The following is a 24,639-nucleotide window of genomic DNA, read 5'->3' as shown; positions in this document are numbered from 1 at the left end:
CTTTCGTGATGTAAGATAAATGCATACAAAATGTAAAGTTATGTATTATTAATCACTTGGGCGGGGTTGATGCTTGAAAATAGGCGGCGCGCCCCTACGATGTGTGGGAGCGCAAAGAGCGTGTTTTTAACCGAGGTAAAAAGAAAATTATGATGCGTATCGGGCTTTTCCTGTTGACCAACCTTGCGGTAATGGTCGTTTTCGGGCTGGTGCTAAGCCTGACGGGGATCCAGTCGAGCAGCGTTCAGGGTCTGATGATCATGGCGGTGCTGTTTGGCTTTGGCGGCTCTTTTATTTCCCTGCTGATGTCAAAATGGATGGCATTACGTTCAGTAGGCGGTGAGGTGATTGAGCAACCTCGTAATGAAACGGAGCACTGGTTGATGGAAACCGTGCGCCAGCAGTCTCAGCAGGCGGGCATCGCCATGCCGCAGGTTGCGATTTATCATGCGCCAGACATCAATGCCTTTGCCACCGGAGCGCGACGTGACGCCTCTCTGGTTGCGGTCAGCACGGGTCTGCTGCAGAACATGAGTCGTGACGAAGCGGAAGCGGTAATCGCACACGAAATTAGCCACATCGCCAATGGCGACATGGTGACCATGACGCTGATTCAGGGCGTGGTGAACACCTTCGTTATCTTTATTTCCCGCATCATCGCACAGGTGGCTTCCGGCTTCCTGTCCGGGAACCGTGATGACAACGAAAGCAGCAACGGCAACCCGCTGATTTACTTCGCGGTGGCGACGGTGCTGGAGCTGGTGTTCGGTATTCTGGCGAGCATCATCACCATGTGGTTCTCACGCCATCGTGAATTCCATGCCGACGCGGGTTCCGCGAAGCTTGTGGGCCGCGAGAAGATGATTGCTGCGCTGCAGCGTCTGAAAACCAGCTATGAGCCGCAGGAAGCCAGCAGCATGATGGCGTTTTGCATCAACGGTAAGGCCAAGTCAATGAGCGAATTGTTCATGACTCACCCACCGCTGGACAAACGTATCGAAGCGCTGCGCAGCGGCGAATACCTGAAGTAACAGAAAGTTTGTAGTGAAAAAGCGTGCCCCGGTGGCACGCTTTTTTTATGTCCCGGCCCGGGGCTGGGAGATCCGCAGACCGCTGACGACGGCGGCAATGGTGGCGAATATCCCCGCCAGTATCAGCGAGGCATGCGTCCCGCTGGCGCCAAACAGGTTAAACATTAGCGCTACCAATGCGGCCCCACAGCTTTGGCCGAGCAGACGAGCGGTCCCAAGCATTCCGCTTGCGCCCCCGCTGCGATGGCGCGGCGCTGAGGAGATAATGGTGTGGTTATTCGGGGACTGGAAGAGGCCGAATCCTGCCCCACACAACACCATACGCCAGATAATATTCAGGTCGGACGGGGCCTGGGGCAGCATGGCCAAAGCAAACAACCCGCAGGCCATCACCAAAAGCCCGATGGCACCCATCAGCCCGGCATGAACCCGCTCGATAAGATAACCTGCCAGCGGTGCCATCACCATCGTTGCCAGCGGCCATGGCGTTAACAACAGCCCGGTTTCAACCTCACTGCGACCCAGGACGGTTTGCAAGAAAAAGGGCAGCGAAACCAACGCCAGCATCTGGGCACCAAACGAACATATTGATGTGCCGATAGACAGCGAAAAAATCGGGATCCGCAGCAGGTCAACCGGCAACAAAGGGAACGGCAAACGAAGCTGGCGGCGGATGAAGAAGTAGCCAATCACCACAAGTGCCACCAGTTCACCGATAACGATTGACCCCGGTTGGCCCTGCGCAAAGCCTCCGATCGCTGAAATCAGCAGCCCGAAGGTGAGGGCATTCATTACCGCGCTGGGGATATCAAAACGCTGCCCCTGGGACTTTTGCTGATTGGGGGGTAAATAGCGCAGCGCCAGAACCAGCGAAACAATGCCAATCGGGACGTTGATTAAAAACAGCCATTGCCAGGAGGCCACGGAAAGAATCGCGGCGGCGACGGTGGGGCCGGCGGCGGAGGAAACGGCGACGATAAACGAATTAACGCCCATCCCGCGGCCAAGAAAGCGTTGCGGATAAATGAGACGTATCAGGGCGGTATTCACACTCATTAATGCCGCGCCGCCGAAGCCCTGGAGCACGCGGGCAAAGGTCAGCATCGGGAGCGAAGTAGAAACGGCGCAAAACAGCGAGGTCAGGCAGAACAGCACCAAACCGCACTGGTAGATGCGGCGGTAGCCAAATATATCGCCGAGAAATGAGAGTGACAGCAGGGAGACAATTATCGCTATTTGATAAGCGTTAACCACCCAAATAGATTCCGCCGGACTGGCGTTTAAATCGTGCGCAATGGTTGGCAGGGCGACGTTAGCAATAGCGCCGTCCAGGACGGCCATCATGATGCCGAGCGCAATGGTGAAAATAGCACCATACCGCTGGGGCGTAGGTAAGCCGTCGGACACTGATTTATCCATAGATTAAATTAGGCTGTATGAAGTCGTTAGGAGGGTAATGATTTTATCATTAATTAATCTTGCCGATGCCGCAGATTTGTAACGAATCAGCAGGGTTTGATTGCGGCAGCCGGCGGGCGCAAATATACTAAAAAGCGGTTCCAATTTTTATAAAACAACAACGCCCGAGGTGATGTATGGCACTTTCAGACCCCGATAAGCAGCCTGATGCAGTCTCTTCCGTGCTGAAGGTTTTCGGCATCTTACAGGCCCTTGGTGAAGAAAAAGAGATTGGTATCACCGAACTGTCTCAGCGGGTCATGATGTCCAAAAGCACCGTGTATCGCTTTTTGCAAACGATGAAATCCCTCGGGTACGTGTCACAGGAAGAAGAGTCGGAAAAATATGCCCTGACGCTGAAGCTTTTTGAGCTGGGTAGCGGGGCGCTACAGAATGTCGACCTTATCCGCAGCGCAGATATACAGATGCGTGAACTTTCCCGGCGGACCAAAGAGGCGATTCACCTCGGTGCGCTGGAGGACAGCAGCATTGTCTATATCCATAAAATAGATTCGCTTTATAACCTGCGGATGTATTCCCGGGTCGGTCGTCGTAACCCGCTATACAGCACTGCGATAGGCAAGGTGTTGCTGGCGTGGCGGCCGCATGAAGAGATTCTGGACATTCTTTCGGATGTTGAATATGTCCGCAGCACAGAACGCACTATCGTCAGTACAGATGCACTTCTTCCTGTACTTGGGCAGGTGCGTACGCAGGGGTATGGCGAAGACAATGAGGAACAGGAAGAGGGGATCCGCTGTGTCGCGGTGCCAGTGTTCGATCGTTTCGGGATTGTGGTTGCGGGCATGAGCATTTCATTTCCAACACTCCGCTATTCGGAAGAAGGGCTGGCTGAATACGTGCGTCTCCTGCATCAGGCCGCTCGCACGCTGTCACAGCAGATGGGTTACCATCATTATCCTTTCTGACTCCGTAAAGCCAGGCCGCGCAGAACACGCGGCCACGTCGCTCTAGCCGTTATCAATCGGCGTGTCGACTTTTCGCAGGAGCGGGCAGTCGGTTAGGCCAATAATTCCGCTGTCTGTATGAATAAACTGGGCGGTCACGGTATTGCGTGCCGTCAGATACTTACACTGCAGTCCAAGGCCTGCCGCATTTTCTTTGCTACCCACCAATACACCATACCCGGAGAGCAACAAACCAATCCAAATGATGGCGATAACAACAATTGTACGAATGATCGCTCGCATACTGACCTCAAACATCAATCTAATCCTGCTTCAACCCTACTCTGAATAATTGGCATCACAATCTGATGATTCTGAAATGAAAAAGCAGGAAACGTTACTTATGGTTTAGTTGGATAGTGTTAAATTAGCGAAATTCTATGGTCAAGAGGTAGCGCTGTAGTGAGAAAGTACAGATGGGTGATTGTTTTGGTGATTATTGTTACCTGCCTGCTGCTATGGACTCAAACGATAAATGTGATGTGCGACCAGGATGTGCAATTTTTCAGCGGCATTTGTACCATTAATAAATTTATCCCCTGGTAGTGATTTTTCTCTCTCTGCCTCAGGTGTAGAATGCGTTTTTTTTGAGGTGGTAAGATGAACGAATTGGGTTTTAGTGCTTTGAGTTTCATACCACTGGCGATCTCGCTGGTGACGCTGATTGTCGGTCTCGTTCTGTGGTTTTTTGTCAACCGTTCCAGCAGCCGTGCAAACGACCAGATTGCGCTGCTTGAAGAGCTGGTTGATTTACAGAAACGTCAAAACGCCTTGCTGCGTCGTTTGTGTGAAGCGAACGAACCAGAGCCGGAACACAAACCGGCTGAGAAGGCTGAAGAAGAAAATGACGACGATTTTGTTCGTCTGGTAGCAGAACGCTAATCTGGCTGGAGGTGGGATGAGCTGGAAAAACCCCTGGTACAATCCGCAATTATCCCACCATCTGCCCGATGGATTCCGCAACACGGAGCCCGCGATAAGGCAGCCTGGCGACGTCCAAAAGTGGCGGCAGGAGCGCAAAGCGCAGAAGCTGCCACATCCCCCTGCCGACGGTTATTCCTCGTTTATTCAGCGCTGGTGGCAACCGGTCGATCTGCGCGGCAGCGATGACCGCGTATGGTGGCTGGGACATGCCAGTCTGCTATTGCGGCTTAACGGCTATTTTTTGTTGACCGACCCTGTTTTCTCCCGTCGTGCATCCCCGGTTTCTTTTGCCGGCCCGTCCCGGCGAACCGAAGTCCCGCTCGACCTTAACCAGTTGCCCCGGCTGGATGCGGTGCTTATTTCCCATAACCATTACGACCATCTGGACCGCAAAACCGTCCGTCGCTTGATCAAGCGTTTTCCTGACGTTCATTTTTTTGTGCCTCTGGGCCTGAAAGCGTGGTTCAGCCGGCGCGGCATTGAGCAGGTAACGGAGCTGGACTGGTGGCAAAGCTTTAACTGGTGCGGCATGGTTTTCACTGCCGTCCCGGCTCGGCACTGGAGTATGCGAACGTTTTGGGATCGCAACCGTTCGCTTTGGTGTGGCTGGGTTGTGGAGCAAGGGGCTTTGCGTTTTTGGTTCAGCGGTGACTCCGGTTACACCGAGTCGCTGGCCGAGATAGCGAAACGATTGGGGCCATTCGATATGGCAGCGTTACCTATTGGCGCCTACGAACCCCGCTGGTTTATGGGCGATCATCACATGGATCCCCAGCAGGCGGTAACTTTATGGCAAGCGATCGGCAAACCCGTGACAATTCCTATCCACTGGGGCGTTTTCGAACTTGCTGATGAGTCTCTCGATAAGCCGCCGCAGGAGTTGCTTGCAGCCTTGCAGGAGCAAGGGGAAAACGACAACCTGTTTTCACCGCTGCCTATCGGTCAAAGTTTACCCTTCAGCAAAAATAAGAATTAATTATTATTACCTGCAATGACGGCTTTATTTCTATGGGGCTAAATTAACCTCGGAGCAATCACGGGTTAAAGGCATCGAAACGTTTTTATTGCCTTATTCTGGGGCAAAGTGTCATTAAACTTTCATTATATTGGTGCAGAATAACAGCTCTGTTGTACAGGCTTTATTCTGTTGAGCGTAAAAAAGGCTGCAATGTAATCCGGTGACCGGTCACGATGACTTGCTTTAGGTTGATTTGTGCATAGGTATGCATAAAAAATCATAAAGATATATCCTTATAAAAGGATTTTATTGTGCCCGCGTCTGGACGAAATGTACGCTTTACGCTAAGGTTCAGAAGTTGTCGGAATGTTGTTAAAACACAACCTGTTGCGACAATTTTTAATGATGGAAATATACGTCAAAAAGCGCGGATTACTTTCTCAAAGTAATCGTGTAATTTTCTGAATCTGTGCGGCAGATCGACACATGCTTAAAAATGGCTTTCCATTGTTTACGTTGTGTGTGATAACACGTTGGGTTAAACGAGGTACAGTTCTGTTTATGTGTGGCATTTTCAGTAAAGAAGACCTGAGTAAACACGTTGTCGTTGAATACCGCTTCTCTGCCGAGCCTTATATTAGTGCCTCATGCAGTAATGTCTCTGTTTTATCTAAGTTATGCCTGCGGGCGAAGAATACAATCTAAGGAATTTGCAAAATGGCAAAGATTAAAGGTCAAGTTAAGTGGTTCAACGAGTCTAAAGGTTTTGGTTTCATTACTCCAGCTGACGGCAGCAAAGATGTATTCGTACACTTCTCTGCAATCCAGGGTAACGGCTTCAAAACTCTGGCTGAAGGCCAGAACGTTGAATTCGAAATCCAGGACGGCCAGAAAGGCCCTGCTGCAGTTAACGTGACTGCCATCTAATTCTTCTGGATTAGAGCTCAGGCGCGAATAACGCCGAATTGTGATAAAAGCCTCGTTTCGACGGGGCTTTTTCATTTCTGTCGCTAATCTACTGTTTTTAAAGTTATTAACAAACTGAATCATTTGTTGCCTCTTGTTGCAAAGCTGCGAAGGTTTTAGCACTGTTCTCCCGGCAAAACGCGTCGAATCTGGTTAAATCTTTCAATCGCTTAGGCTGAGCAAGGAATGGTTGTGAAGAAGGGTGTTCCCGCATTAACCGGTAATTTTATCCAGTGGCGTTTTGGGCTTCTGTGCGTGGCCATCACGGGGAGTCTGATTTTTCTGCTTGGACGTATCGCCTGGCTGCAAATTATCTCCCCGGATAACCTGGTTAAGCAGGAGGATATGCGTTCCCTGCGCGAGGAGCCGATTGAGGTGCCCCGGGGGATGATCGAAGATCGCAATGGAAAGCCCTTAGCGGTCAGCGTGCCGGTTGAAGCAGTATGGGCCGACCCGAAAACGGTGATGGAGAAGGGTGGCGTACTGGTCAACAGCCGCTGGCAGGCGCTGGCCTCTGCGCTGCATGTCCCTCTCAGTGAGATTGCCGCACGCATTCACAGCAACGAACGCGGCCGTTTTATCTACCTTGCCCGCCAGTTGGACCCTCAGCAGGCACAGTACATCGACAAACTAAATATCCCTGGCATCGCACTGCGCGATGAATCTCGCCGTTTTTATCCTGCGGGCCGGGTAGGGGCGAACCTGATAGGATTTACCAACATTGACGATCAGGGCATCGAAGGGATCGAGAAAAGCTTCAATCAACAGCTCACCGGCAAAGAAGGTGAACGCCTGGTACGCAAAGACCGCTACGGCCACGTAGTGGAAAATATTACCGAGAACCCCGCCAGCCCCGCGCATAACATTCAGCTCAGCATTGATGAACGCCTGCAAACCGTCACGGAAGATGCGCTTAGCAACGCCGTGTCCTGGAACAAGGCAGAGTCCGGTGCTGCGGTGGTCATCGATGTGCAGACCGGTGAAGTATTGGCGATGGCCAACTACCCAACCTTTAACCCGAATAACCGCGATAATGCAAAGCTGGACGACTTCCGTAACCGCGCGATAAGCGACACCTTCGAACCCGGCTCGACGGTGAAACCGATGGTAGTGATGACGGCGCTGCAGCAGGGAATTGTCCGGCCTGACAGCGTTATAGATACCCACCCGTTTACTCTGGATGGGCACCACATCCGCGACGTTGGGTACTATCCGCAACTGACCCTGACAGGCGTGTTGCAAAAATCGAGTGATACCGGCGTGTCACGTCTGTCACTGGCAATGCCCGTGCAGAATATTTGGGACACTTATCATAAATTTGGCTTTGGAGTGCCAACGGCCATCGGCCTGACGGGGGAAAGCCGTGGCCTGTTGCCGGTGCGTCAGCGCTGGGGGGAACTGGATCGGGCCACTTTTGCATTTGGCTATGGCCTGATGGTGACTCCGCTGCAGCTGGCCCATGTTTACGCCACTATCGGTAGCTTCGGTATTTCACGCCCGCTGTCCATCACGCGCGTTGATCCGCCGGTGGAAGGGCAAAGGGTGATGCCTGAAGAAATCGTGCATGAAGTGGAACACATGATGGAGAGCGTGGCGCTGCCCGGCGGCGGCGGGGTTAAGGCGGCGGTGCATGGTTACCGCGTGGCGGTGAAAACCGGTACGGCCAAAAAGATCGGCCCCGATGGTAAATATGTGGATCAGTACATTGCCTACACCGCGGGTGTGGCACCGGCCAGCAATCCTCGCTATGCGCTGGTGGTGGTGATTAACGACCCGTCCAATGGCAAGTACTATGGGGGAGCGGTTTCCGCCCCCGTTTTCAGCCAAATCATGGGCGATGTTTTAAGGCTCGAAAATATTGAGCCGGATGGACTGCCCGCCGGAGACAACAGCATGATGGTGCTGAACAAAATGGAGAATGACCGCGCCGCCATGTAGCGGTTTGGCAAAAGGGGCGTTACACTTGCGCCCTTTGTTGCCTCTGGAGTTTTCTATGTCCTGGCTTTGTCCACTCTGCCATTCCGTGCTAAGCGCCAATGCGAACAGCTATCGCTGCCCTCAGGGGCATCAGTTTGATATCGCCAAAGAAGGTTATGTCAATTTGCTGCCCGTTCAGCATAAACGTTCGAAAGACCCGGGTGACAGCGCGGAAATGATGCAGGCTCGCCGGGCATTTCTCGATGCCGGACATTATCAACCGTTGCGCGATACCCTTTGCCAGCTGTTAAAAGCGCTGGCGCCCTCTGCGCTATTGGATATTGGCTGTGGGGAAGGTTACTACACGGCGGGATTTGCAGCGGTAGTGGCAGAGAAGGGCGGTGAGACCTGGGGGCTGGACGTTTCAAAAGTAGCGATTCGCTACGCGGCCAAACGTTACCGCGAGATTAAGTTCTGCGTGGCGTCCAGCCACCGCCTGCCGTTTGCCGATGAGAGTCTGGACACCATTGTGCGTATTTTTGCTCCCTGCAAGGCCGAAGAGCTGGCGCGAGTCGTGAAACGTGGCGGCGTAGTGGTGACGGCTACGCCGGGTCCACGCCATTTGATGCAGCTAAAAGGGCTGATTTATCAGGATATTGTTTTGCACAGTGAAGAGGTTGAAGCCATGCCTGGCTTTACGCTACAGCAGACGCTGCAGCCAGGCTGGATGATGAACCTGCGCGGTGATGAGGCTGCCGCTCTGCTGCAAATGACGCCGTTCGCCTGGCGTGCACGCCCGGAAGTCCGGGATGCGCTTAAGGCGGAAACGGCGTTTAGCTGTGAAACTGACTTTGTGGTGCGGGTCTGGCAGCGCGATTGATCAGTTAAAAGGGGCGAAGTGGCTGTACATAATCTGGCAGCCGATGCCTATCAGCACGATACCGCCGAGGATCTCGGCGCGTTTGCCCAGCATAGGCCCGATAAAGCGGCCGACCATCATTCCCAGCGTAGACATGATAGCGGTAGCGCAGCCGATGGCTAACGCAGTCTGAATAATATTCACCTGCAGGAAGGCAAGCCCCACGCCCACGGCCATCGCATCAAGGCTGGTGGCAATTGCGGTGGTGACCAGCAGCCAGAAACCGTGGCGATGAATTTTTGGGGCATCTTCCTGAGCCGCCCCGCGGAAACCCTCCAGCACCATACGTCCGCCGAGGAATACCAGCAGAACAAAAGCCACCCAGTGGTTCCATTCCAGCACAACCTTGCTGGCGAGCAGGCCAAGGCCCCAGCCGATAAGCGGGGTAATGGCTTCAATGACGCCAAAGATCAAACCGGTGCGCAGTGCTTCAGAAAATTTAGGTTTATGCAGTGTGGCACCCTTGCCGATGGAAGCGGCGAAGGCATCCATGGACATGCCGAAAGCGAGCAGGAGAGTTGCGGAGAGATTCATAGTTACGCCTCAGTTGGGGATATCCATATACACGCAAACCATCCCCAACTTTACGATGGCGCGTGCCTATGGTCTCGCCTACTCAGAACTCTGAGGCGTACATGCCACGTTAATCTCAGGAGCGGATATAACGAGTATGTTGACATGTACATTTCTGCCTGTGGCAGAAATCGGCTACTCCCCAACGACGGGCGCAACCTTAACATATTTTTTTAAATTAAAACAATCTTTGAATTCTATTTTTTTCATTACTTATTGATAACGATTTTCATTTTAACGGGATATGCAATGAAAAGGTTAAAATAAAGCCATGCAAATCTTATGAAATAGCAAAGGCTATGTTTCGAGTGGCTAAAAACGACCCACAAATATAGACTTTGCTATAATTGTAACTCACTGAGTTGAAACCATTAATTTGTAAATCTTTTCGAGGTCATCAATATTCTTTACGCGAATCAATAAGCGACGCTGCTCTAATTGCATCACCAGCACGCCATCTTCCGATAAATTCATTTCTTTAATACGGTTATATTCCACCCAAACATTGGCGAAGAAAAAACCATGACTTTTGAAGATGATCTTCGGCTGCCTAAACCAGGAAAGATAAATGGCCATTAGCGCCAGAGCAGATAATAACCATGTGGTTAGCGGGGTGCCGTGAGAGGTCACGTTGTTGTAGATAAGGATGCCGACAAGGAAGACAAAGATGGCGCTGTCGACGCGATTGCGGCGAAGCAGCGGGATTTTGAGCAGGGTTTTTCCCTTCAGTTTGTCCATTACGAACTCATCGTAAACGGCAAAAGCCAGCAGCAACGCGATAAAAATAACCAGCACGACATCCGTTAACGTCATGAAACCTCCCGTCAAAGATAAAAAAACCGGGGGCGTATAGCCCCCGGTTATCAGTACATATTACAGGCCCAGCAGGCCGATAGCGTAACCCACAATCCCGATGACGAAGAAGCCCATGATGATCCACAGCGCGTTGACTTTTTTACGCAGCAGCCACATACAGGCAAAGGTCAGCAGCAACGGCACCAGGCCCGGCATCAGCTGGTCGAGGATGGTTTGCACGGTGGTCACTTTAACTGCCCCGGTCTGGTCGGTAATTTTTGACACCACCAGCGGGATGTTAACGTGCGTCCACTTGTTAACCAACGCCCCCATGACAAAGAGGCCGAGAATAGACGCCCCTTCCGTCAGTTTTTGCAGGAAGCCGCCGCCCATATCCTTAACGATATCGACGCCTTTGCGGTAGCCATAGGCCACGCCATAGTAGCGGGTCAGCAGGCGCACTGCGTTGAACAGAATAAAGAACAGCAGTGGGCCAAGTAGGCTACCGCTCATGGCGATACCGGCACCCAGGGCGGCAAAGACCGGGCGCACGGTACCCCAGAAAATAGGGTCGCCTACGCCTGCCAGCGGCCCCATCAGACCAACTTTGATGCCGTTAATCGCACCGTCGTCAATCTCTGCGCCGTTAGCGCGCTGCTCTTCCATTGCCAGAGTAACCCCAAGCACAGGGGCGGCAACGTAAGGGTGGGTGTTAAAGAACTCCAGATGACGTTTGATAGCCTGACGGCGGGCGTCGTTGTTTTCCGGGTACAGTCGTTTGATAACCGGCACCATACAGAAGCAGAAACCTAACGCCTGCATACGCTCGAAGTTCCATGAACCCTGGAACAGGTTAGAACGCAGGAATACGCCACGGATATCACTCTGGGTGATTTTCTTCTCAGTCGCTAATTTAGTGGAATCAACCATTTCGCTCACCTGTTAGTCCAGTTCGTTATCAAGATCGTTAGCGGCAGCAGCCTGGGCCGGCGCGCCGGCGCTACGGTTATATTTCGGGCTCAGCTGAATGTAGAGAATGGCCATTACTGCGCCAATCACACCCAGTGCCACCAGGTTGAAGTTGGTGAACGCCGCGGTAACGAAACCGAGGTAGAAGAACGGCATCAGGTAGCCCGCGCGCATCATGTTGATGACCATCGCGTAACCGACCACCACGATCATGCCGCCGGCGATGTTCAGGCCGCTGGTCACCACTTCTGGAATGGCGTTCAGCATGTTCTGAACTTCACTGGTGCCCACGGAGATGGCGACGATAACCGCTGGAATAGCGATACGCATTGCCTGCAGGAACAGGGAAGAGACGTGGATCCAGGAAAGCGCCGTCAGGTTGCCGTTATTGGCCGCCTTATCCGCAGCGTGCTGGAAGCCCACGGTGATAGTACGAACGATGATGGTCAGTACCTGGCCCGCTGCAGCCAGTGGGATAGCCAGGGCGATACCCGCCCCAATGCTTTGATGCCCGGCGATGACGAGGATGGTTGAGATAATAGAGGCGAGGGCGGCATCCGGGGCCACGGCGGCACCGATGTTCATCCAGCCCAGGGCAATCATCTCCAGCGTACCGCCGATGATGATGCCGGTTTTCATGTCGCCAAGTACGGCGCCGATTAAAGTACAGGCGATAAGCGGACGGTGGAACTGAAATTCATCGAGCACCGACTCCATACCGGCGATACAGGCTACGACAAACACCAGCACAATCTGAAGAGTGGTAATCTCCATTGTACTTCTCCTATTGACGATGACTTATGTGTGAAATCTGAGCAATATTATTAGTGATGACAATCATTTAACTTTAGCGATCAGATCCATCATTTTCAGTTTTTGATCGGTAGACACTTTCCGTGCTTCAAGCTCAATACCGCGGTCATTTAGCTTTTTGAAGGCCTCAATATCTTTCTCATCAACGGAAATGGCGTTGTTAACCTGGGTTTTGCCCTGGCGGAAGGCCATGCCGCCGATGTTGACGGAGGTGATTTTTACGCCACCTTCAACAATGCGCTCCACGTCGGTTGGGTTAGTGAACAGCAGCATCACGCGTTCCCCAGCGTATTTCGGGTTGTTGTAAACGCGGATCATTTTTGCGACATCAACCACATGCGCGGTGACGCCCGGTGGTGCGACCTGGGTCAGCAGCGTTTTGCGAACGGTGTCTGCCGCCACTTCGTCGCTGACGACGATAATGCGGGTAACGTTGGTTTCTTTCGTCCAGCGGGTGGCAACCTGGCCATGAATTAAACGGTCGTCAATACGCGCCAGACCGATGTTCATGTAATCGTTCGGGCCCATCGGTTTGGCCGGTGCAGCGGCTTTAGGCGCTGCGGCAACGGGGGCCGGTGCGGCTTTCTCAATCGGCTTGGCTTTCAGCGCTTTCACACCTTCACGGCCGGTTTCAACCGCGTGTGCAACCAGATCGTCGAACGTTGGATTGTCGTCCCGCGACATAAGGGTTTCGACCAGCATCGGGATATTCACCCCGGCGACCACTTCGTAATTTTCTTTATCCACAACGATACGACTTGCTGCGTTGAATGGACTGCCACCCCAGGTATCCACGAGGAATAACACGCCTTTGCTGGTGTCTAACTTCTCCAGTTGAGCGTTATATTTCTCGATCAGGGTTTCAGCATTTTCACCCGGCACGAAATCTATCCAGCCAACGTTCTCTTGTTCGCCTAATAGCATTTCGGCGGTTTTCAGCAATTGTTCCGCTGCCCAGCCATGTGTGCCTATGACAATAGCAATAGTCACTTGCTACCTCCTGTTTTTGTCATTACAACACCCCTCGAAGGGTGCGGTGGTGTATCGGTATCGTTTTTAGCGAATCGATTCAGATAACACGTTCAAGTAAAGAACAAACCATTTGCCGGAATTATTTTAGACAGTGAAAAAATAATTTATGTGATGAAGATCCGTAATTTAACTTTGCCGTGATTTGATGCCATTACGCTGTAAAATATGGTCAGCGTAAGTTGCAAAAAAATTGCAAAGTCAGGTAAATCTTTGCCAAGCCCTGGTTTACTTTGATAATGTTAGCGTCCGATTCACTTTCAGGAGTAGCGGGCAGTAGCCCACCCTATGGACCGTCACCGACGTCTTTTCACTGCCGGGATGCCGAAATCCCACCCTCTCAGCGGCGTTTTATGCCCGCAAATACGATTCATTAGCCGCTTTGCGTCCGTAACCTACGGAATGCCGATTTGCTGCGCCCTTAACGGGAGTCTGACATGGAACTGTTAATGGACCCGCAAATCTGGGCCGGTTTGCTTACGCTGGTTGTGCTGGAAATCGTACTGGGTATTGATAACCTGGTGTTTATCGCCATTCTTGCGGACAAACTTCCGCCTAAGCAGCGTGATAAGGCCCGACTGATCGGCCTGTCGCTGGCGCTGATTATGCGTCTGGCACTGCTGTCGCTGATTTCGTGGCTGGTCACGTTAACCGCGCCGCTGTTTAGTATCGCGGATTTCACCTTCTCGGGCCGCGACCTGATTATGCTGGTGGGCGGTATCTTCCTGCTGTTTAAAGCGACCACGGAACTGCACGAGCGCCTTGAAAACCGTCAGCATGATGACGGGCACGGCAAGGGCTACGCCAGCTTCTGGGTAGTGGTGCTGCAGATTGTCGTGCTGGATGCTGTCTTCTCGCTGGATGCGGTGATTACCGCCGTGGGGATGGTGAACCATCTGCCGGTGATGATGGCTGCGGTCGTCATTGCGATGGGCGTCATGCTGCTTGCTTCCAAGCCGCTGACCAACTTTGTTAACCAACATCCGACGGTGGTTGTGCTCTGTCTGAGCTTCCTGCTGATGATTGGTCTGAGCCTGGTGGCTGAAGGCTTCGGTTTCCATATTCCAAAAGGTTATCTGTACGCGGCCATTGGCTTCTCGATCATCATCGAGCTGTTTAACCAGATCGCTCGCCGGAACTTTATTCGACATCAGTCGCGCCAGCCGCTGCGCGCGCGTACCGCCGATGCGATTCTGCGCATGATGAGCGGCAAGCGTCAGGAACGCGTACAAAACAGCGAAGACAGCAAGGTCATGACGCCAATCGAGGCGGAATCCTTTGCGGATGAAGAGCGCTACATGATTAACGGCGTGCTGACCCTGGCTTCACGCTCATTGCGCAGCATTATGACGCCGCGCGGTGAGATCTCCTGGGTTGATGCGATGAAGAGCGTGCCGGAGATCCGTGAACAGCTGCTGGCCTCTCCCCATAGCTTGTTCCCGGTATGCCGTGGCGAACTGGATGAAATCATTGGCGTCGTGCGCGCGAAAGAGCTGCTGGTGGCGCTGGACGAAGGCGTTGATGTGGCGGCGATTGCCGCTCAGTCCCCGGCCATTGTCGTGCCGGAAACGCTGGACCCGATCAACCTGCTTGGCGTGCTGCGTCGCGCTCGCGGTAGCTTCGTTATCGTAAACAACGAATTTGGCGTGGTACAGGGGCTGGTCACACCGCTGGACGTACTGGAGGCGATTGCCGGTGAATTCCCAGATGCGGATGAAACGCCTGAAATCGTTCGCGATGGCGACGGCTGGCTGGTCAAAGGTTCAACGGACCTGCATGCGCTTCAGCAGCGGCTGGATATCCATCGCCTGATGCACAGTGAAGAGGATATTGCCTCTATCGCTGGCCTCGTGATTGCGGTGAATGGCCATATCCCTAAAGTTGGGGATATCATCGAAGTGGCACCGTTGCGTATTCAGATAGTCGAAGCCAACGATTATCGCGTCGATTTGGTTCGCGTGGAGAAAGAACGTTCCCCACACGAAGACGAAGAAGAATAAGTCAGCGCAGAGGGAAGGCCGGGATAGCCCGGTCTTCATGGCGAGGGGGCGGCGGTGTGTTGCCCTCGAGCCAGTGGGCAAAATCCTTCAGCGGCATGGGTTTGGCATACAAAAAGCCCTGCAGCACATCTACACCGTTACGTCGTAAATATTCCGCCTGTTCCTGCGTTTCCACCCCTTCAGCCACCAGATCGATGCCCAGCCTTTGCCCGAGCGCAATAATAATGTCCGTAACCGTCGAGTTTACCGCATCGGTGCCGATGGCGGCGGTAAAGGATTTATCGATTTTCAATACGTTGGGATTCAGTGTTTCAAGATAGGCGAGTGAGCTGTGGCCGGTGCCGAAATCATCAATAGCCAGGTCGATACCGAGCCTGTGCAGCTCCTGAACGACGCTGTGATCCATTGCGGGCAGGGCGTTACGCTCGGTGAGTTCCAGCGTCAACTTTTGCTTAGGCGTAGCCGGGAACCAATAACGTTTCAGGTCGCGAATAATGGCGCCGTCGTGAAAGTGGCTGGCGGCAACGTTGAGGCCGATATGAAACCCCGGCGTTTTGGGGAAAATCTCCAGATGGCGAACGGTTTCATCCAGCACAAAGCGCGTGAGCGGGGCAATTTGCTGCTGCTGTTCCGCGAGGGGGATAAACACCTCCGGCGAAATCCAGCCCAGTCTTGGGTTATTCCAGCGCAGCAGCAGTTCCACGCCAACACACTGTAAATTTCGGGCGCTGACCAGCGGCTGGCAGAAGACTTCAAATTCCCGGGCGGCGAGGCCGAGGTTGATCTCCCAGGAAAAGCTCATGCGATTGGCGGTCGCGAGCCAGGCAATATAGCCCACCAGCAGGCTGAGCAATAAAGCCAGCGGGAGCTGGGCCGGTAAATTCTGTAGCGTTAGCTGGTCGGCAGAAGGGCCAATTGCGGTAATGGAATAGGGATAAAGTTTAGATGCGGTTTGCCTGGCAACCTGATCCTCATCCGTTTTAACCGTGCCGAGCAGACCACCTCCGTATTCCAGATGATCGCCGCCGACGTTAAGTACCGCTCGCGTCACCCAGGGATGCTCGGGCTTAAGCAGCAGACTGGTCAACATCTGAATATTAATAATCTGCATGACGCCATCGCGGGTTTTCCCCGGCTGCGGGCGCCAGAAAATCAGTACCGGCGTGCCTTTTAAGAGCGAACTGTCCCGCGATAAAAAGAGCAAAGGATCGGGTGAGGGCAGGCGCGTGTGAAGCTAATGAATTCCCACGTCGCGGCCGCCATAAATACTGGAGCAGTACAGGACGCCATCTTTAATTAAACCAATGGCGCGCACCGTTTGCATTTTGGCGGCGTGTTCGCGAATTTTTAATTGTGCATTATCGCAGGAAGTGCCGATAAGCTGCATGATGTCGTCGCTGACGGTATTCAGTGGGGCGAGAAGTGTATCGAGCGTGGTAATGATTCGGTGGTTAAACTGGATAACGCGCTGTTCGTTAAGGTTGCGTTCGGTCGCGTACCGGACGCTAAGCGTGACAATTAAAACCAAAATGGCAAGCGCCACGCAGACAATAACTCGCCTGCGGCGATAGTCAGAAATAATCCGCTGTGCCGTTTGCATCCCTGTGTCCCTGTTTCTCGCCGCAAGAGGTAAGGCGTAACGTTATCATCAAAGTGTAGCGGGATATCAGAGAGCTAAAAAATAAAAAAAGATAAGATAAAAAAAACGCCGCATAAGCGGCGTTTCGTTATTACTGTTTAATCGCACTGAACCTTAATGGCCAGCCCGCCTCGCGATGTTTCGCGGTATTTGGCGTTCATGTCCTTACCGGTTTCGTACATGGTCTCAATGACCTTATCGAGCGAAACGCGCGGGGCGCTGGTACGACGCATTGCCATTCGGGTGGCGTTGATAGCTTTCACCGAGGCAATCGCGTTACGTTCGATACAAGGCACCTGTACCTGCCCGGCGACCGGGTCACAGGTCAGGCCGAGGTTATGCTCCATGCCAATTTCAGCCGCAACGCAAACCTGCTCCGGGCTAGCGCCCAGAATTTCAGCCAGTCCTGCCGCCGCCATCGAACAGGCGACGCCCACTTCACCCTGGCAGCCCACTTCTGCCCCAGAAATAGAAGCATTCATTTTGTACAGCACGCCAATTGCGCCGGAGTCCAGGAAGTAGCGAGTCCAGGTGTCCGGCGTGACCGGTTCAATAAAGTGGTCATAATAAGCCAGTACCGCAGGCACGATCCCGCAGGCACCGTTGGTTGGCGCGGTTACCACGCGGCCACCGGCGGCGTTCTCTTCGTTCACCGCCAGGGCAAACATGTTCACCCAGTCAACCACGTTCATCGGGTCGTTGGAGAGCTTGTCGGTGGACACCAGCATCCGGCGCAGGGCAGAAGCACGACGCGGGACACGCAGCGGGCCGGGCAGTACGCCTTCGGTGTTCATACCGCGATCGATACAGGCGCGCATGGTCTGCCAGATATTTGCGAAGTACTCTTCAATCTCCTGGCGGCTATGCAACGCCAGTTCGTTCTGCATCACCATGCCGGACACGGAAAGTCCGGTGTCCTTGCAGTGCTGCAGCATTTCCTGCGCGGAATGGAACGGGTAAGGCACGGAGACTTCGCTGACCGCGTCTTTACCAAAGTGTTCCTCGTCGACGATGAAGCCGCCGCCGATGGAATAATAGGTTTTGCTGTAAATCTCTTTGTCGCCGCTGTAGGCGTGGATCTGCATGCCGTTTTCATGCAGCGGCAGGTTGTCGCTGCGAAAACGCATGCCGTTATCCTGCGGGAAATCCACTTCATGACGACCTTGAGCAATTAGCAGGCGGCCACGGGTTTCAACGTCGCGAATAAAAGCAGGAATAGCGTCGATATCTACGTTATCGGGCTGGTTGCCGGCCAGACCCATAATAATCGCGATATCGGTGTGGTGGCCTTTCCCCGTCAGGGAAAGGGAACCGTAGACGTCCACCGCGATGCGGGTGGTACTGTCCAGCAGCCCTTGTTCGATCAGTGCGTCGACAAACTGTTTCCCGGCCTTCATTGGCCCGACGGTATGGGAGCTGGATGGCCCGATGCCGACTTTGAACATGTCGAATATGCTAATCACTCTAAAACTCCTCTGATAGCACCCTGTTTCATGGAACATGATGCTTTGAAATGGCTAAGCGCTAGTTTAAAAATTTATTGGTTCCACCAGGAAACTATTCACATGAATTAAACTAATGCTTAACCATAAATCACCTAATAGCAGATGATTTATGGTCTTTCTGTTGCTTAAATATAGCCATTTTCAGCGTTTTAAAGTGTCGCCTGGATCGCTATCTACCTGTAAAGAGAGTTCGCGAATAATGCCCGCCGTCATGCCCCAGACAAAATAGCGTTGATACCAGGAGAGCCAGACGCGATGCGCATTGCCGCGGCGATGAATATCTAACGGATGATAGCGCCCAAGGCGCAGCGCTTCGGCGAGCGGCATTTCAAACACCGCAGAGACTTCATCTTCACTGGCGCGCCACGGCAAATCAGGGGGAATGATGCCAACAATAGGCGTTACCTGGAAACCGGTCACGCTGTCTACCGGGGGAAGAGTACCGATAACCTCGACGGATTCTGGCGGAATGGCGACTTCTTCCTGCGCCTCCCGCAGCGCGGCGGCTATCAGCGAACTGTCGGTGTCGTCTACCGCTCCGCCGGGGAAGGCCACCTGACCGGCGTGTTTGCGTAGCATCAGCGAGCGCTGGGTGAGCAAAAGCCCCGGCTGAGGCCGCCGCACAATCGGCACCAGTACCGCCGCCTGACGTTTGTTGCTGACCGGCCCGCTGTCTGCCGGGCGTAGCAGTTGAAATCGGGCAAGGAAATCATTCAGCGTCAGGGACGAACCAGGCATGCATTAATTCTCCAGTAAGGGCAGGATACGATTAACTTTATCAAAAGTTTCCTGATATTCCGCCGCTTCGTTACTGTCGGCGACGATCCCGCCCCCGGCAGAACAGTATAATTTCCCGCCTTCGGCAGTCAGCGTGCGGATGGTGATGCTGGTATCCATCTTTTCGCAGAAGCTAATGTAGCCGATACTACCGCACCATGCGTTGCGACGCTGAGGCTCGAGCTCTTCAATAATTTCCATGGCCCGAACTTTGGGCGCACCGGTGATTGAACCGCCGGGGAAGGTGGCGCGCAATAGATCGCAGGCGCTAAGCGTCTCGGGCAGCGCGGCGGTAATGGTGCTCACCAGGTGATGTACCGCCGGGAAAGGTTCCACGACAAAAAGCTCCGGCACTTTGACGCTGCCCGGGACTGCGACGCGGCCGATATCGTTTCGCAGCAAATCAACAATCATCAGATTTTCAGCGCGATCTTTGGCTGAGTTAGCCAGGCGTTCGGCTTGCGCGGCGTCTGCCTGCGGATCGGCAAGGCGAGGCAGAGTGCCTTTAATCGGGCGAGTTTGGATTTGCTTGTCCTCAAGCAGTACAAACCGTTCCGGGGAATGGCTAAGAATACAGCTCTGCGGTAGCCGCAGAAAAGCGCTGAACGGCGCGCGGTTCGCCTGATTTAGCGTTTCGAAAGCCTGCCATTCATCCCCTTCAAAGCTGGCGCTGAATCGCTGAGCCAGGTTGACCTGGTAGCAATCCCCGCTTCTGAGATAAGCCTGGATCTGGCGGAATTTCTCACCGTATGTTTCCCGGGACATATTGGACTGCCATTGGCTGGTCAGCCGGAAAGGCTGAATCTCCTGCCGGGGGGAGAGTGCATTCAGCCAGGCCAGACGAGCCTCAATGTCTCCCCGGCAGACCAGCGTCAGGCGCTGCAGGTGATGGTCTGCAATTAACGCCCAGTCATAAATGCCGACGGCCATGTCCGGCGTGGTTAAATCCTGTTCAGCCGTCGCCGGGAGTTTTTCAAAGCGGCGGCCCAGATCGTAACTGAATAACCCAAGCGCACCGCCGCAGAATGGGATATCGGCATTGGGTGGGGTGGTCAGGTCAAAGCTGTCCAGCGTTTGCTGTAACAGCTCCAGCGGGCATTCGCCGTACCGCGATGAAAGGCCGTCGCGTTCAATAACGGTTTCCTGGCCACGGGTGACCAGCGTCGCAAGCGGGCTGGCGACCATAATATCGAAACGATTATGCGGGTGTTCGGCAAAGCCAGAATGAAGCAGCATGGCCCAGGGCTGAGCGGAAACAGCACGGAAATAGTGCTGAACGGCATCGGCCTGCCAGCTGAGTTCGCGAAAAGCGGGGGAGGTTGTAACATTCATCTTGGTAGCATCGTCAGGAGCAGAGTAAAATAGCGACTTCAGCACTGTAACAGGAGTTCAATATGATTTCAGGATTACCGGCGCTTAGCCACGAGCAGCAGCAGCAGGCCGTCGAGCGTATTCACGAACTGATGGCCGACGGCATGAGCAGCGGCGAAGCCATCGCCCTGGTTGCCAGTGAGATCCGTGCCTCGCATACCGGAGGTAACATCGTCGTACGCTTTGAAGATGAAGACGGCGAAGAAGAAGACCCGCAGGACTAGCCGGGCCTCAGCGACTTAGCGTTACACGGCGGCGATGATTTTGATTTCCACTTTGTAACGCGGGTTCATCAACTTAGCCTGTACGGTGCAGCGTACCGGCGCTTTACCCGCCACGACCCACTCATCCCACGCTTTATTCATCGCCGCAAAATCTTCGCCATCGGGCAGGAAAATCGTTGCATCAAGAATGCGGGTCTTATCGCTGCCGAGCTCGGCCAGCAGGGTGTCGATTTGCTGAAGGGTGTTTGCCGTCTGCTGATAAGCGTCGGCATCCAGGTTTTCTGGCACGCCGGTGTAGTACACGGTCTGGTTATGGATAACCGCATCAGACCAGCGGGCTTCAGGTTTAATACGCGCAATACTCATGGCAACTCCTTAACAACAAACGATATGTGCGGCACAGACTGCCACAATCCGCAGCCCGGTGCTACCGCCTGGCTGGATAAACCTCGCCGGGGCTGACATAATCACTGGCAATTTAACCAGGGGGTAACGTGACGGACGATTTTGCAGCAGACGGCCAACTGGCTAAGGTCATTCCCGGTTTCAAGCCGCGTGAGGCGCAGCGCGAAATGGCGGAGGCCGTAACCCGGGCGATTAAAGCCGGCGGTGAGCTGGTGGTAGAAGCCGGCACTGGTACAGGGAAAACTTACGCTTATCTTGCCCCCGCGCTGCGTTCTGGCAAAAAAGTCATTATTTCTACCGGCTCGAAAGCGCTGCAGGATCAGCTGTTTTCCCGCGATCTGCCGACGATATCGCGCGCGCTGAAATTTACCGGTCGCGTGGCGCTGCTGAAAGGGCGCTCTAACTACCTTTGTCTGGAAAGGCTGGAACAGCAGTCGCTGGCGGGCGGTGATTTGCCGGTGCAGGCGTTAAGCGACGTGATGCATTTGCGCGGCTGGGCCAGCGAAACCGTGGATGGCGATATCAGTACCTGTGGTACCGTCGCCGAAGACTCCACCGTCTGGCCGATGGTCACCAGTACCAACGACAACTGCCTGGGGCAGGACTGCCCGCAGTATAAGGACTGTTTCGTGGTCAAGGCGCGCAAAAAGGCGATGGACGCCGACGTGGTGGTAGTGAACCATCACTTGTACCTGGCCGACATGGTGGTGAAAGAGAGTGGCTTTGCGGAGTTGATTCCTGAGGCTGAGGTAACGATTTTCGATGAAGCTCATCAGATCCCGGATATCGCCAGCCAGTACTTTGGCCAGTCTATCTCCAGCCGACAGCTACTCGACCTCGCCAAAGACATTTCTATTGCCTATCGCACAGAAGTCCGTGATGCCCAACAGCTACAAAAAAGTGCCGACAGCCTGGCCCAGCGCACGCAGGATTTCCGCCTGCAAATAGGCGACCCTGGCTACCGGGGCAACTTACGCGAGCTGCTTGCGGACGCCAATATTCAGCGTTCTCTGCTGCTGCTCGATGACGCGCTGGAGCTGTGCTATGACGTGGCGAAGCTTTCTCTGGGGCGCTCAGCCCTGCTGGATGCCGCTTTTGAACGCGCGGTGATTTATCGCGGGCGAATCAAAAGGCTGAAAGAGATTAATCAGCCGGGCTACAGCTACTGGTATGAATGTAACGCCCGCCATTTCACGCTGGCCCTGACGCCGCTTTCCGTGGCCGACAAGTTTAAGGAAGTTATCCGGGAAAAAGCAGGATGCTGGGTCTTTACCTCGGCCACGCTTGCGGTGAATGACAAAATGAGTCATTTCACTGAACGGCTGGGCATCGACGACGCGGAAACGCTGCTGCTTGCCAGCCCGTTTGATTACGCCAAACAGGCGCTGCTGTGTGTGCCGAGGGGGCTGCCAACGCCCAATCAGCCCCACGCTGGCCGCCACCTGGCTAACCTGCTGCGTCCGCTTATCGAAGCCAACAACGGGCGCTGCTTTATGCTTTGTACCTCCCACGCCATGATGCGAGACCTGGCCGAGCAGTTCCGGGCCACCATGACGTTGCCCGTGCTGCTGCAGGGGGAGACCAGCAAGGGTCAATTGCTACAGCAGTTTGTTGAGGCCGGTAACGCCCTGCTGGTGGCAACCAGCAGTTTCTGGGAAGGCGTAGACGTGCGGGGCGACACGCTCTCCCTGGTCATCATCGACAAGTTGCCCTTTACCTCCCCGGACGATCCGTTGCTCAAGGCCCGAATGGAGGATTGCCGTATCCGCGGCGGCGACCCGTTTGACGAGGTGCAACTGCCCGACGCGGTGATTACCCTCAAGCAGGGCGTGGGTCGCCTGATACGAGATGTGGAAGACCGTGGGGTATTGGTTATCTGCGATAACCGTCTTGTCATGCGGCCATACGGCGCTGTTTTCCTCAACAGCCTGCCTCCTACGCCACGTACCAGGGATATAAATCGGGCAGTTGAGTTCCTCAATGCCTCAGGCGCGCAGTAATTTGTGCCAGGCTATGGTATGATGCGCGCCGTTTTTTGACCTTATCTCCGCCAGAGGTTGGCAAGCCCATGCGAATTTTAGCCATCGATACTGCAACAGAAGCCTGTTCTGTTGCCCTGCAAAACGACGCGGCGTCCTACGCCCATTTCGAGCTCTGCCCGCGTGAACACACGCAAAGAATTTTGCCGCTGGTCAAAGAGATCCTGAACCAGGGCGGGATTACTTTGTCTGATGTGAACGCACTTGCCTACGGGCGTGGGCCGGGCAGTTTTACCGGCGTGCGAATTGGGATTGGTATCGCGCAGGGGCTGGCGCTGGGCGCTGAGCTGCCGATGATTGGCGTTTCAACGCTGGCGACGATGGCTCAGGGGGCATGGCGCAGAACAGGGGCCACTCGCGTGCTCGCCGCAATAGATGCCCGCATGGGCGAAGTCTACTGGGCTGAGTATGTCCGTGATGAGCAGGGCGTATGGCACGGCGAAGAAAGCGAAGCCGTCCTCAAGCCTGAAGACGTTGCCGGGCGGTTGAAGCATCTGAGCGGCACCTGGGCTACAGTCGGAACAGGCTGGCAGGCATGGCCTGATATGGCGAAGGATAGCGGGCTTTCATTGCAGGACGGTGAAACCACGCTGCCTGAAGCTGAGGACATGCTTCCTCTGGCGCAGCAGGCGTTTCATGCCGGAAAAACTGTTGCCGTAGAACATGCTGAGCCGGTCTATCTGCGTAACGAAGTCACCTGGAAAAAGCTACCTGGCAGAGAGTAAGACCCACCCCGCCATACGGCGTGGGAGGTTAAGGAGATGAGGTATGGCTGTTTATAATGTCAAAAAATGCAGCTGGCTGCTGGCCGCCGCTGCGGCGCTGGTACTGAGCGGCTGCGTGAGCGTACCGGATGCCATCAAAGGGACTTCCGATACCCCGCAGCAGGACCTGGCGGTGGTGATGAATGCGCCGCAGCTCTACGTTGGGCAGGAAGCGCGCTTTGGTGGGCGAGTGGTGAATGTGGACAACCTGCAGGGCAAAACGCGTCTTGAGATTGCCACTGTTAGCCTCGATGAGGGGGCTCGACCGGCGCTGAATGAGCCTTCACATGGGCGTATTTATGCTGACGTGAATGGTTTCCTTGATCCGGTGGATTTCCGTAATCAACTGGTCACGGTCGTTGGGCCAATCACCGGCACAGCAGAAGGCAAGATTGGCCAGACGCCGTATAAATTCATGACCATGCAGGCGACGGGATACAAGCGCTGGAACGTGGTTCAGCAGGTCGTCATGCCGCCGCAGCCAATCGATCCGTGGTTCTGGGGCGGGCCTTACCCGTATCGCCACCATTACGATATGTGGGGCGGCTGGTACAATCCGGGGCCTGCACAGGTGCAAACCGTTGTAACCGAATAA

General features: G+C 54.1%; 23 protein-coding genes and 1 pseudogene. 12 read left to right on the top strand and 12 right to left on the bottom strand.

All coding sequences use genetic code 11. From position 1 onward, the window contains the following. Positions 1-149: 149 nt before the first annotated feature. Entirely contained in the window at positions 150-1,031 is an 882-nt protein-coding gene (locus VW41_13125; protein ID AJZ91962.1) for a heat shock protein HtpX, read from the top strand. A 45-nt stretch (positions 1,032-1,076) separates the two neighbouring features. Here the strand turns inward: VW41_13125 and VW41_13120 are convergent, their stop codons facing one another. Continuing rightward, positions 1,077-2,450, bottom strand: coding sequence for a multidrug MFS transporter (locus VW41_13120; protein ID AJZ89906.1), 1,374 nt, complete (start codon positions 2,448-2,450; stop codon positions 1,077-1,079). Positions 2,451-2,626: 176 nt separating this feature from the next. Here VW41_13120 and VW41_13115 point away from each other — a divergent pair, with 176 nt between their 5' ends. Continuing rightward, a complete protein-coding gene (locus tag VW41_13115) occupies positions 2,627-3,418 on the top strand; it encodes a transcriptional regulator (GenBank protein AJZ89905.1) in 792 nt (263 codons plus the stop codon). 42 nt (positions 3,419-3,460) lie between these two features. On the opposite strand, the gene VW41_13110 is transcribed toward VW41_13115, so the two are convergent. After that, entirely contained in the window at positions 3,461-3,700 is a 240-nt protein-coding gene (locus tag VW41_13110; GenBank protein AJZ91961.1) for a membrane protein, read from the bottom strand. Between the two features lie 357 nt (positions 3,701-4,057). On the opposite strand from VW41_13110, the gene VW41_13105 reads away from it, so the two are divergent. The 5 genes from VW41_13105 to rrmA all read left to right on the top strand — a co-directional run bounded on the left by VW41_13105 (position 4,058) and on the right by rrmA (position 9,102). Then, the gene (locus tag VW41_13105; GenBank protein ID AJZ89904.1) at positions 4,058-4,339 is read left to right on the top strand and encodes a hypothetical protein; all 282 of its coding nucleotides are present in this window, start codon (positions 4,058-4,060) and stop codon (positions 4,337-4,339) included. A gap of 16 nt (positions 4,340-4,355) precedes the next feature. Next, positions 4,356-5,357: a beta-lactamase gene (locus VW41_13100; protein AJZ89903.1), complete on the top strand. Its 1,002-nt coding sequence runs from the start codon at positions 4,356-4,358 to the stop codon at positions 5,355-5,357. A 699-nt stretch (positions 5,358-6,056) separates the two neighbouring features. After that, the gene (locus VW41_13095; GenBank protein ID AJZ89902.1) at positions 6,057-6,266 is read left to right on the top strand and encodes a cold-shock protein; all 210 of its coding nucleotides are present in this window, start codon (positions 6,057-6,059) and stop codon (positions 6,264-6,266) included. Positions 6,267-6,491: 225 nt separating this feature from the next. Then, positions 6,492-8,243: a peptidoglycan synthase gene (locus VW41_13090; protein AJZ89901.1), complete on the top strand. Its 1,752-nt coding sequence runs from the start codon at positions 6,492-6,494 to the stop codon at positions 8,241-8,243. A 55-nt stretch (positions 8,244-8,298) separates the two neighbouring features. Next, a complete protein-coding gene (gene rrmA / locus VW41_13085; GenBank protein AJZ89900.1) occupies positions 8,299-9,102 on the top strand; it encodes a 23S rRNA methyltransferase in 804 nt (267 codons plus the stop codon). On the opposite strand, the gene VW41_13080 is transcribed toward rrmA, so the two are convergent. The 5 genes from VW41_13080 to VW41_13060 form a co-directional block, all read right to left on the bottom strand. Further along, on the bottom strand, positions 9,103-9,675 hold the full coding sequence (locus VW41_13080) for a hypothetical protein (GenBank protein AJZ89899.1): 573 nt from the start codon (positions 9,673-9,675) through the stop codon (positions 9,103-9,105). Positions 9,676-10,068: 393 nt separating this feature from the next. Continuing rightward, positions 10,069-10,527 carry a hypothetical protein gene (locus VW41_13075; protein ID AJZ89898.1) on the bottom strand — a complete coding sequence of 153 codons (459 nt, stop codon included), beginning with the start codon at positions 10,525-10,527 and terminating at the stop codon, positions 10,069-10,071. Between the two features lie 60 nt (positions 10,528-10,587). Further along, positions 10,588-11,439: a PTS mannose transporter subunit IID gene (locus tag VW41_13070; protein ID AJZ89897.1), complete on the bottom strand. Its 852-nt coding sequence runs from the start codon at positions 11,437-11,439 to the stop codon at positions 10,588-10,590. Positions 11,440-11,451: 12 nt separating this feature from the next. Then, positions 11,452-12,252, bottom strand: a complete 801-nt coding sequence (locus VW41_13065; protein ID AJZ89896.1) for a PTS mannose transporter subunit IIC — start codon at positions 12,250-12,252, stop codon at positions 11,452-11,454. 63 nt (positions 12,253-12,315) lie between these two features. Then, positions 12,316-13,281: a PTS mannose transporter subunit IIAB gene (locus tag VW41_13060; GenBank protein AJZ89895.1), complete on the bottom strand. Its 966-nt coding sequence runs from the start codon at positions 13,279-13,281 to the stop codon at positions 12,316-12,318. A 476-nt stretch (positions 13,282-13,757) separates the two neighbouring features. Between VW41_13060 and VW41_13055 the strand changes: the two genes are divergently transcribed. Further along, entirely contained in the window at positions 13,758-15,320 is a 1,563-nt protein-coding gene (locus tag VW41_13055; GenBank protein AJZ89894.1) for a membrane protein, read from the top strand. Position 15,321: 1 nt separating this feature from the next. Here the strand turns inward: VW41_13055 and VW41_13050 are convergent. The 4 genes and pseudogenes from VW41_13050 to pabB form a co-directional block, all read right to left on the bottom strand. After that, positions 15,322-16,920, bottom strand: a pseudogene (locus VW41_13050) (c-di-GMP phosphodiesterase). 137 nt (positions 16,921-17,057) lie between these two features. Next, complete coding sequence (locus tag VW41_13045) at positions 17,058-18,422, bottom strand: serine dehydratase (GenBank protein ID AJZ89893.1); 1,365 nt, start codon at positions 18,420-18,422, stop codon at positions 17,058-17,060. Between the two features lie 183 nt (positions 18,423-18,605). After that, complete coding sequence (locus VW41_13040; GenBank protein AJZ89892.1) at positions 18,606-19,202, bottom strand: NUDIX hydrolase; 597 nt, start codon at positions 19,200-19,202, stop codon at positions 18,606-18,608. A 3-nt stretch (positions 19,203-19,205) separates the two neighbouring features. Further along, positions 19,206-20,573, bottom strand: a complete 1,368-nt coding sequence (gene pabB / locus VW41_13035) for an aminodeoxychorismate synthase (GenBank protein AJZ89891.1) — start codon at positions 20,571-20,573, stop codon at positions 19,206-19,208. Positions 20,574-20,635: 62 nt separating this feature from the next. Between pabB and VW41_13030 the strand changes: the two genes are divergently transcribed. Next, positions 20,636-20,836: a hypothetical protein gene (locus VW41_13030; GenBank protein ID AJZ89890.1), complete on the top strand. Its 201-nt coding sequence runs from the start codon at positions 20,636-20,638 to the stop codon at positions 20,834-20,836. A gap of 21 nt (positions 20,837-20,857) precedes the next feature. On the opposite strand, the gene VW41_13025 is transcribed toward VW41_13030, so the two are convergent. Next, positions 20,858-21,202 (bottom strand): endoribonuclease L-PSP, encoded by a 345-nt coding sequence (locus tag VW41_13025; protein ID AJZ89889.1) that lies wholly within the window; start codon positions 21,200-21,202, stop codon positions 20,858-20,860. A gap of 128 nt (positions 21,203-21,330) precedes the next feature. Here VW41_13025 and VW41_13020 point away from each other — a divergent pair, with 128 nt between their 5' ends. The 3 genes from VW41_13020 (at position 21,331) to VW41_13010 (ending at position 24,639) form a co-directional block, all read left to right on the top strand. Next, positions 21,331-23,241, top strand: a complete 1,911-nt coding sequence (locus VW41_13020; protein AJZ89888.1) for an ATP-dependent helicase — start codon at positions 21,331-21,333, stop codon at positions 23,239-23,241. A 68-nt stretch (positions 23,242-23,309) separates the two neighbouring features. Then, a complete protein-coding gene (locus VW41_13015; protein AJZ89887.1) occupies positions 23,310-24,005 on the top strand; it encodes a hypothetical protein in 696 nt (231 codons plus the stop codon). Between the two features lie 43 nt (positions 24,006-24,048). After that, the gene (locus VW41_13010; GenBank protein AJZ89886.1) at positions 24,049-24,639 is read left to right on the top strand and encodes a membrane protein; all 591 of its coding nucleotides are present in this window, start codon (positions 24,049-24,051) and stop codon (positions 24,637-24,639) included.

It is taken from the genome of Klebsiella michiganensis, from assembly GCA_000963575.1.
GTDB classification, from domain to species: Bacteria; Pseudomonadota; Gammaproteobacteria; order Enterobacterales; family Enterobacteriaceae; genus Cedecea; species Cedecea michiganensis_A.
This window is presented reverse-complemented; position numbering and strand designations above follow the sequence as displayed.

What these genes read in the sequence shown, in the direction of transcription:
- VW41_13125 (AJZ91962.1), top strand. Translation starts at nt 150, where the DNA reads ATGATGCGTATCGGGCTTTTCCTGTTGACCAACCTTGCGGTAATGGTC.
- VW41_13120 (AJZ89906.1), bottom strand. Translation starts at nt 2,450, where the DNA reads ATGGATAAATCAGTGTCCGACGGCTTACCTACGCCCCAGCGGTATGGT.
- VW41_13115 (AJZ89905.1), top strand. Translation starts at nt 2,627, where the DNA reads ATGGCACTTTCAGACCCCGATAAGCAGCCTGATGCAGTCTCTTCCGTG.
- VW41_13110 (AJZ91961.1), bottom strand. Translation starts at nt 3,700, where the DNA reads ATGCGAGCGATCATTCGTACAATTGTTGTTATCGCCATCATTTGGATT.
- VW41_13105 (AJZ89904.1), top strand. Translation starts at nt 4,058, where the DNA reads ATGAACGAATTGGGTTTTAGTGCTTTGAGTTTCATACCACTGGCGATC.
- VW41_13100 (AJZ89903.1), top strand. Translation starts at nt 4,356, where the DNA reads ATGAGCTGGAAAAACCCCTGGTACAATCCGCAATTATCCCACCATCTG.
- VW41_13095 (AJZ89902.1), top strand. Translation starts at nt 6,057, where the DNA reads ATGGCAAAGATTAAAGGTCAAGTTAAGTGGTTCAACGAGTCTAAAGGT.
- VW41_13090 (AJZ89901.1), top strand. Translation starts at nt 6,492, where the DNA reads ATGGTTGTGAAGAAGGGTGTTCCCGCATTAACCGGTAATTTTATCCAG.
- rrmA (AJZ89900.1), top strand. Translation starts at nt 8,299, where the DNA reads ATGTCCTGGCTTTGTCCACTCTGCCATTCCGTGCTAAGCGCCAATGCG.
- VW41_13080 (AJZ89899.1), bottom strand. Translation starts at nt 9,675, where the DNA reads ATGAATCTCTCCGCAACTCTCCTGCTCGCTTTCGGCATGTCCATGGAT.
- VW41_13075 (AJZ89898.1), bottom strand. Translation starts at nt 10,527, where the DNA reads ATGACGTTAACGGATGTCGTGCTGGTTATTTTTATCGCGTTGCTGCTG.
- VW41_13070 (AJZ89897.1), bottom strand. Translation starts at nt 11,439, where the DNA reads ATGGTTGATTCCACTAAATTAGCGACTGAGAAGAAAATCACCCAGAGT.
- VW41_13065 (AJZ89896.1), bottom strand. Translation starts at nt 12,252, where the DNA reads ATGGAGATTACCACTCTTCAGATTGTGCTGGTGTTTGTCGTAGCCTGT.
- VW41_13055 (AJZ89894.1), top strand. Translation starts at nt 13,758, where the DNA reads ATGGAACTGTTAATGGACCCGCAAATCTGGGCCGGTTTGCTTACGCTG.
- VW41_13040 (AJZ89892.1), bottom strand. Translation starts at nt 19,202, where the DNA reads ATGCCTGGTTCGTCCCTGACGCTGAATGATTTCCTTGCCCGATTTCAA.
- pabB (AJZ89891.1), bottom strand. Translation starts at nt 20,573, where the DNA reads ATGAATGTTACAACCTCCCCCGCTTTTCGCGAACTCAGCTGGCAGGCC.
- VW41_13030 (AJZ89890.1), top strand. Translation starts at nt 20,636, where the DNA reads ATGATTTCAGGATTACCGGCGCTTAGCCACGAGCAGCAGCAGCAGGCC.
- VW41_13025 (AJZ89889.1), bottom strand. Translation starts at nt 21,202, where the DNA reads ATGAGTATTGCGCGTATTAAACCTGAAGCCCGCTGGTCTGATGCGGTT.
- VW41_13015 (AJZ89887.1), top strand. Translation starts at nt 23,310, where the DNA reads ATGCGAATTTTAGCCATCGATACTGCAACAGAAGCCTGTTCTGTTGCC.
- VW41_13010 (AJZ89886.1), top strand. Translation starts at nt 24,049, where the DNA reads ATGGCTGTTTATAATGTCAAAAAATGCAGCTGGCTGCTGGCCGCCGCT.